The following is a 7,181-nucleotide window of genomic DNA, read 5'->3' as shown; positions in this document are numbered from 1 at the left end:
GGAGATCAGGCCCATCGCGATGCCCGCGACCGACGCCCTCAGCGGGACACCGGCCTGGAGCAGCGACAGCGTCGAGGCGCAGACCGAGCCCATCGAGGTGGAGCCGTTCGAGCCGAGCGCCTCGGACACCTGACGCAGCGCGTACGGGAAGTCCTCACGCGACGGCAGCACCGGAACCAGAGCGCGCTCGGCGAGAGCACCGTGGCCGATCTCGCGACGCTTCGGCGAACCGACCCGGCCGGTCTCACCGGTCGAGTACGGCGGGAAGTTGTAGTTGTGCATGTAGCGCTTGCGCGTCTCCGGGGAGAGCGTGTCGAGCTGCTGCTCCATCCGGAGCATGTTCAGCGTGGTGACACCCATGATCTGGGTCTCGCCGCGCTCGAAGATCGCGGAACCGTGCACCCGCGGCAGCACCTTGACCTGCGCCTTGAGCGGGCGGATGTCGGCCAGACCGCGGCCGTCCATCCGGACCTTGTCGGTCAGCACGCGCTGCCGGACGAGCTTCTTGGTGAGCGAGCGGAAGGCTGCGGACAGCTCCTTCTCGCGACCCTCGAAGTCCTCGGCCAGCTTGGTCACCACGGCGGCCTTGACGGCGTCGGTGGCCTCCTCGCGGTCGTGCTTGCCGGTGATGGCGAGGGCCTGGGTCAGCTCCTCGGTCGCGGCGGCCTCGACGGCGGTGAACGCGTCCTCGAGGTAGTCCGGGAAGACCGGGAACTCGCCGGTCGGCTTGGAGGCCTTGGCCGCCAGCTCCGACTGCGCGTCGACCAGGGTCTTGATGAAGCCCTTGGCGGCCTCGAGGCCCTCGGCCACGATCTCCTCGGTCGGCGCCTGCTTGCCGGCGGCGACGGCGTCGAACGTGCCCGGGGTGGACTCGGCCTCGACCATCATGATCGCGACCTCACCGGTCTCGGTGACGCGACCGGCCACGACCATGTCGAAGACGGCGTCCTCGAGCTCGCTGTGGGTCGGGAAGGCCACCCACTGCTTGTCGATCAGGCCGACGCGGACAGCGCCGATCGGGCCCGAGAACGGCAGCCCGGCGATCTGGGTGGACATCGACGCGGCGTTGATCGCCAGCACGTCGTACAGCTTGTCCGGGTTGAGGGCCAGGACCGTGATGACGACCTGGATCTCGTTGCGCAGGCCGGACACGAACGACGGCCGCAGCGGGCGGTCGATCAGCCGGCAGGTCAGGATGGCCTCTTCGCTGGGACGGCCTTCGCGACGGAAGAACGACCCGGGGATCCGGCCGGCGGCGTACATCCGCTCCTCGACGTCCACCGTCAACGGGAAGAAGTCGAACTGGTCCTTGGGCTTCTTGCTGGCCGTGGTGGCCGACAGCACCATCGTGTCGCCGTCGAGGTAGGCGGCGGCGGAACCGGCGGCCTGCTGGGCCAGACGGCCCGTCTCGAAGCGGATGGTACGGGTGCCGAAGCTGCCGTTGTCGATGACGGCTTCAGCGAATTCTGCGCCCTCCATGGGCGCGGTGGTGGATCCCGACACGGGATACCCCTCTCTCGCTTGAGACGACTGCGAGGCGCGAGCTCCGGGATGCCGGTCTTCGATCGAGGCCCGCGGGTTGTCCACTCGAGGTGAACGTTGCCCGAAAGCCACTACCGAGGACCGGTCGTGGTCCCGACACGCGTATCGCGTCGTCTCGTTGTCGTTGATTATTCAGTTGTGCCGTACCCGGGAAAGTCCGGGCACAGATACGTGAGAAGCGGCCACCCGGAGTCGGGGGCCGCTTCTCACGACGTCATCGGCGAAGGCCGAGCCGCTCGATCAGTGACCGGTAGCGGTTGATGTCCTTCTTCGAAAGGTAGTTCAGCAGCCGGCGGCGCTGGCCGACCAGCAGGAGCAGGCCACGACGGCTGTGGTGGTCGTGCTTGTGCTCCTTCAGGTGCTCGGTCAGCTCCGCGATGCGGTGCGTGAGGAGCGCGACCTGGACCTCGGGGGAACCGGTGTCGCCCTCGGTCAGGGCGTACTCGCCGATGATCTTCTTCTTCGCCTCAGGATTGGCTGACGACACGTGTGATCCTCTCGATGTCCGTTGCGCGGCGCACCGGGGCTTGGGTCACCCGGGCACTCTCGATCCGCGGCCGTTCAGACGGCAGCGTCCACGATATCAGCCGGTGGACATCGGACCCTAATTCCGGCCCGGGCGCGCCAGTTGGGGGGGATCAGGCCGGTTTCCCGGTCAGGATGCGGCGGGCCTGGTCGACGTCGAGCTTCATCTGGACCAGCAGGTCGTCGATGCTGTCGAACCGGATCTGGCTGCCCCGCAGCCGGGTCACGAAGTCGACCGCGATCTTCGATCCGTAGAGCTCCAGGTCGTCCCGGTCCAGGACATAGGACTCCACCCGCCGGTCCACCCCGTCGAAGGTGGGGTTGCTGCCCACACTGATCGCCGCCGGCAACGGTTCGCCGTACTGCGGGGCGCCGGGTGCCGGCTCCAGCACGGTCAGCCAGCCGGCGTAGACGCCGTCCAGCGGGACCGCGGCGCCTGCCACAGCAGGGATGTTGGCCGTCGGGAAGCCGAGCTCACGACCCCGTTTGTCGCCCTCGACAACGATCCCGGTGACCCGCAGTGGCCGGCCGAGCGCCGCCGCGGCGCCCTCGACGTCGCCCGCCGCGATCAGCTCCCGGATGTCCGTCGAGGACCACGGGTGCCCGTCGCCCGCGAGGGTCAGACCCTCCACCTGGAACCCGGCGACGGCACCGGCCGCGACCAGGGTGTCCACATGCCCCGCGGCCTTGTGGCCGAAGCGGAAGTTCTCCCCCACCACGACCGCCTTGGCGTGCAGCGTCCCGACCAGGACCCGGTCGATGAACTCCTCCGGCGACCAGGAGGAGACCTCCTTGTTGAACGGCAGGATGAGCACCGCGTCCGCTCCGGCCGCGCCGAGGAGTTCGGCCCGGTGAGCGGGATCGGTGATCTGCGCCGGCGCGTGGTCCGGGCGCAGTACGACCATCGGGTGGGGGTCGAAGGTGAGCGCGACCACCGGCAGGCCACCCAGCTCGGCCGCCCGGGCGCGGGCGTGGGCCAGCACCTGCTGATGACCGCGGTGCACGCCGTCGAAGTTGCCGATGGTGACGACCGACGGGCCGTAGTCGGGGCCCACCTCGTCCAAACCGTGCCAGACACGCATAAGAGCAGGATTCCATGCCTGCCGCGTACTGCGTGCACCAGGTCCGCGATCACCCCTTGTAATCGGTCGGTGACTCAACCTAGTCTGGGCCGCACTGTCGCTTCCCCGGAGGTCACGTGAAGATTCACCGCCTCGTCGCCGGTTTCAGCACGCTGGCGATTCTCGGCACGATGTCCGTCACGAGCACCGCCGTGGCACCAGCCACAGCCGCCGCCCCGGCCGCTGCTTCCACTGCTGGTTTCGTCCCCACCGCTCCGTTCAAGAAGTACGTCGCACTCGGCGACTCGTACTCCTCGGCTCCGCTGGTCCCGCTGCCCGAGCTGCTGTCGCTGGGCTGCGCGCGCTCCACCAGCAACTACCCCAAGTTGCTGGCCGGGCTGCTCAAAGTGGGCCAGTTCACCGACGTCACCTGTGGCGGCGCGGACTCGACCAACATGACCCAGCCGCAGAGCACGTTCCTCGGCACCTTCCCGCCCCAGTTCAACGCGCTCACGCCGGACACGGACCTGGTCACCGTCGGGATCGGCGGCAACGACTTCGGCGTCTTCGGCAGGGTCATCGCCACCTGCCCGACCCTGCGCGCGAGCGACGCCAAGGGTGCACCCTGTAAGGCCCATTTCACGGTCGACGGGGTGGACACGCTGAAGGCCGACATCGCCAAGACCCAGGCGCGCCTCACCGAAGTCGCCAAGACCATCAAGGTGAAGTCGCCGAAGGCAACGATCGTGCTGGTCGGCTACCCGAAGATCGCGCCGGAGAAGGGCACCTGCCCGACCGTGCTGCCGTTCGCGGACGGCGACTACGCCTACCTCTACTCGATCGAGCAAGAGCTGAACAAGGCGCTCGAGACTGCGGCCGCGACCGCCGGCGTGGCGTATCTGGACACGTTCGGCCCGTCGACCGGTCACGATGCGTGCGCCCCCGACGGGAAGGCGTGGATCCAGGGCAAGGACATCAACCTGCTCCGCGCGCTGAACTACCACCCGCGCTTCGAGGGCCAGGCGGCCGTCGCGTCGCTGACTCACAAGAAGCTGACCGGTGCCAAGGTGATGGTCACCGCTTCCGAGCAGGATCGCTGGGCCGCGAAGGGCCGCGATCTCTCCAGCCAGGCAAGCAAGATGATGTCCGATCCGGCCGTCAAGGCCCACTTGGACCGCCTACGGACCGGCGCGCAACGCTGACCCTTTCCAATCCGTAGGCGGACGCCGGGCCGGTCACCCCTCACGCGGGTGGTCCGGCCCGGTGCCCTTTCAGGACGGCTCGGTCAGGACGGCTGGGTCAGGACGGGCTGGGTCAGGCCAGGCCGAGGCGGGTGGTGAGGTCGGTGAGGGCCTGGCCGAGCGGGAGATCGATCCGCGCCGCGGCGTACGGGTCGCCCCGGGTGATGCCCTGGTTGACGATCAGCACCGGCTTGGCCGACTTGGCGGCGTACCGGACGAAACGGAAGCCGGACATCACGGTCAGGGACGAGCCGAGCACCAGGACCGCGCGGGCGTCGTCGATCAGCCGGTAGCAGCGTTCGACCCGCGGCTTCGGCACGTTCTCGCCGAAGAAGACCACGTCCGGCTTGAGCAACGACGAACCACAGTTCACACAGGGGACGAGGTGGAAGTCGCGGACCACGTCGTCGGGCAGCTCCACGTCGCCGTCGGGGTTGATCCGGGTCGCCTGCCCCGCGAAGGACGGATTCGCCGCGCGGAACCGGCGATCGAGCTCCTCGCGCGGGCTGGTCCGCTGGCAGTCGAGGCAGATCACGCGATCCAGATTGCCGTGCAACTCGATCACGTCCCGCGCCCCGGCGGCCTGATGCAGCCCGTCGACGTTCTGCGTGATGACGCCATCGAGATAACCCTGCGCCTGCAGGGCCGCGACCGCGCGATGCCCGTCGTTCGGCGCTGCCCGGGCGATTGTTCGCCAGCCGAGGTGACTCCGTGCCCAGTACCGCTGTCGACCGACGTCACTGCCGACGAAATCGCCGTACGTCATCGGTGTGTGCGTCCGCAGACTCCCACTCGCACCGCGGTAGTCCGGGATTCCTGATTCAGTGGAGATCCCGGCACCACTCAGGACCACTACTCCCCCGGCGGCAACCACCTCGGCGACGGGCGCCACATCCGCAGTACCGGGGGCAAGCTCCAGAACCTCAGGCCCTGGGGCCCAGCTCAATGTCGGACGGGAACGCACTCAACCAGGGTACGTGGCCGCGCGAAGCTGACGGCTCACGAACCGCCTGGCTGCTGACCTAGTCGCACGTTCGACCCCAACCAGGTGGACAGGAAGGTGGCCAGACCGGGGTCGGTCTCGCGGACCTCCTTCGCGCGCGGCGACGACTTCGTCCGATTGATGACCCGGGAGTGGTAGTCACGGATGAGCTCGACGGCGCGGGGCGCGTCACGCTGCTCGATCGCGTCCACGAGATCCAGCCGCATCTTGTGCAGGGAGCCTGCCACCCGCAGCCAGCCCTGCGTACTCCCCCCGGACAACTCGACGGCAAGGCCGATCTGGAACTCCGTGATCGCTGGCGGTATGGCTGTGTTCTGCTCGCCGGTCAAAACGGGTACTGCTGGATCGCGCCTTGCATCGTGAGCCACTGGGTCTCGGTGAACGCCTCCACGTTGGCCGCCGCACCTCCGAAGCGGGATCCGGTGCCCGAGGCACCGACTCCGCCGAAGGGCGCCACCGCCTCGTCCCCGACCGTCTGGTCGTTGATGTGGACGATGCCGCTCGGGATCCGTTCCGCGATCGCCAGCGCGGCCATCACGTCCTGGCCGAGAATGCCGAGCGACAGCCCGTACGGCGTGTCCGTCGCCAGTGAGACCGCCTCGTCGACGTCGTGGAAGCTGATCACGGGGGCGACGGGACCGAAGACCTCCTCGGCGTAGGCCGGCGTGGTCGGCGTGACGTCGGCCAGCACGGTCGGGCGGTAGAAGAGATCCTGATAGGTGCCGCCGGCAACGAGTCGCGCACCGCTGTCGATGCTGGCGGTCACCAGGGCGTGGATCTTGTCCCGCTGGCGCTCGTCGATGATCGGCCCGAGCGCCACCTGCGCCGTCGCGGGATCGCCGACCGGGAGGTGGTCGGCCTTGGCCCCGAGCCGCTCGAGGTAGGGCTCGAGAATGCTCTCGTGGACGAGGTGCCGTCCGGTGGTCATACAGATCTGGCCCTGGTGCAGGAACGATCCCCACGCGCCGGCCGAGGCGGCCAGGTCGAGGTCTGCGTCGTCCAGCACGATCAGTGCGGAGTTCCCACCGAGTTCCAGGTGCGCGCGCTTCAGGTGCCGGGCGGCCAGTTCCCCGACCCTTCTGCCGGCGGCGCTCGACCCGGTGAAGCTGATCACCCGGACCAGCGGGTGGGTGACCAACGCCTCCCCGGTATCGGCACCGCCCGGGAGGACGTGCAGCACGCCCTCGGGCAGGCCGGCCTCCTCGAAGATCCGGGCGATCGAGACACCTCCCGACACCGCGGTCCGGGGATCGGGCTTCAGGATCACGGCGTTGCCGAGGGCAAGGGCCGGCGCCACCGAGCGGATGGCCAGGATCAGCGGGAAGTTGAATGGCGAGATGACGCCGACGACGCCGACCGGCAGGCGCCGGATCATGCTCAGGCGCGGCTGCGCGCTGGGAATCAGCTCACCGATGGATTGTGAGGCGAGAGCGGCTGCCTCGTAACACTCCTGTGCGGCAGTCTGCGTCTCGACCCCGGCCTTGGGTGGAATCGATCCCGCCTCCCGTACCAGCCAGCCGTCGACCTCGGCGGCGTGCTCCTCCCACAACTGGCCGGCCCGCCGCAGGATCGCGGCCCGCTCGAGGTACGGACGCGCCGCCCAGTCGCGTTGCGCCGTGGCCGCGCGGCCGGCGGCACGGGCCACGTCTTCGGCATCCGCGATGCCGATCCGGCCGATCTCCTCTCCTGTGGCTGGTGTCATCACCGCGGCGTCGCCGCCGCTGGCCTTGACCCATCCGTCGCTGGAGACGGCGGCGTGCCAGGTGCTCTCATCGAGCAAGCTCATGGGTTCCTCCGGTCTGGGTGGTC

General features: G+C 68.9%; 7 protein-coding genes. 1 reads left to right on the top strand and 6 read right to left on the bottom strand.

Going from position 1 to position 7,181, the window contains the following annotated elements:
• From VFG33_RS01045 to VFG33_RS01035, 3 genes are all read right to left on the bottom strand, one after another.
• Positions 1 to 1,479: polyribonucleotide nucleotidyltransferase (locus VFG33_RS01045; RefSeq protein ID WP_325021339.1), on the bottom strand; the 1,479-nt coding region annotated here is incomplete at its 3' end.
• Between the two features lie 277 nt (positions 1,480 to 1,756).
• Positions 1,757 to 2,029 carry a 30S ribosomal protein S15 gene (gene rpsO / locus VFG33_RS01040; RefSeq protein ID WP_325021337.1) on the bottom strand — a complete coding sequence of 91 codons (273 nt, stop codon included), beginning with the start codon at positions 2,027 to 2,029 and terminating at the stop codon, positions 1,757 to 1,759.
• Positions 2,030 to 2,180: 151 nt separating this feature from the next.
• Positions 2,181 to 3,149, bottom strand: a complete 969-nt coding sequence (locus tag VFG33_RS01035) for a bifunctional riboflavin kinase/FAD synthetase (RefSeq protein ID WP_325021335.1) — start codon at positions 3,147 to 3,149, stop codon at positions 2,181 to 2,183.
• 116 nt (positions 3,150 to 3,265) lie between these two features.
• Here VFG33_RS01035 and VFG33_RS01030 point away from each other — a divergent pair, with 116 nt between their 5' ends.
• A complete protein-coding gene (locus VFG33_RS01030; RefSeq protein ID WP_325021333.1) occupies positions 3,266 to 4,330 on the top strand; it encodes a GDSL-type esterase/lipase family protein in 1,065 nt (354 codons plus the stop codon).
• Positions 4,331 to 4,442: 112 nt separating this feature from the next.
• On the opposite strand, the gene VFG33_RS01025 is transcribed toward VFG33_RS01030, so the two are convergent.
• Genes VFG33_RS01025 through VFG33_RS01015 form a run of 3 tightly spaced genes read right to left on the bottom strand, consistent with a single transcriptional unit; the run spans position 4,443 to position 7,158 of the window.
• Positions 4,443 to 5,333, bottom strand: a complete 891-nt coding sequence (locus VFG33_RS01025) for an NAD-dependent protein deacetylase (protein WP_325021331.1) — start codon at positions 5,331 to 5,333, stop codon at positions 4,443 to 4,445.
• Between the two features lie 35 nt (positions 5,334 to 5,368).
• A complete protein-coding gene (locus VFG33_RS01020; RefSeq protein ID WP_325021329.1) occupies positions 5,369 to 5,701 on the bottom strand; it encodes a hypothetical protein in 333 nt (110 codons plus the stop codon).
• Positions 5,698 to 7,158: a benzaldehyde dehydrogenase gene (locus VFG33_RS01015; protein ID WP_325021327.1), complete on the bottom strand. Its 1,461-nt coding sequence runs from the start codon at positions 7,156 to 7,158 to the stop codon at positions 5,698 to 5,700. The genes VFG33_RS01020 and VFG33_RS01015 overlap by 4 nt, the downstream gene beginning before the upstream one ends.
• Positions 7,159 to 7,181: the final 23 nt, after the last annotated feature.

The organism is Kribbella sp., from assembly GCF_035687465.1.
GTDB lineage: Bacteria > Actinomycetota > Actinomycetes > Propionibacteriales > Kribbellaceae > Kribbella.
Note: the sequence above shows the minus strand (reverse complement) of the source record. Positions and strands in the feature narration are given on the sequence as shown.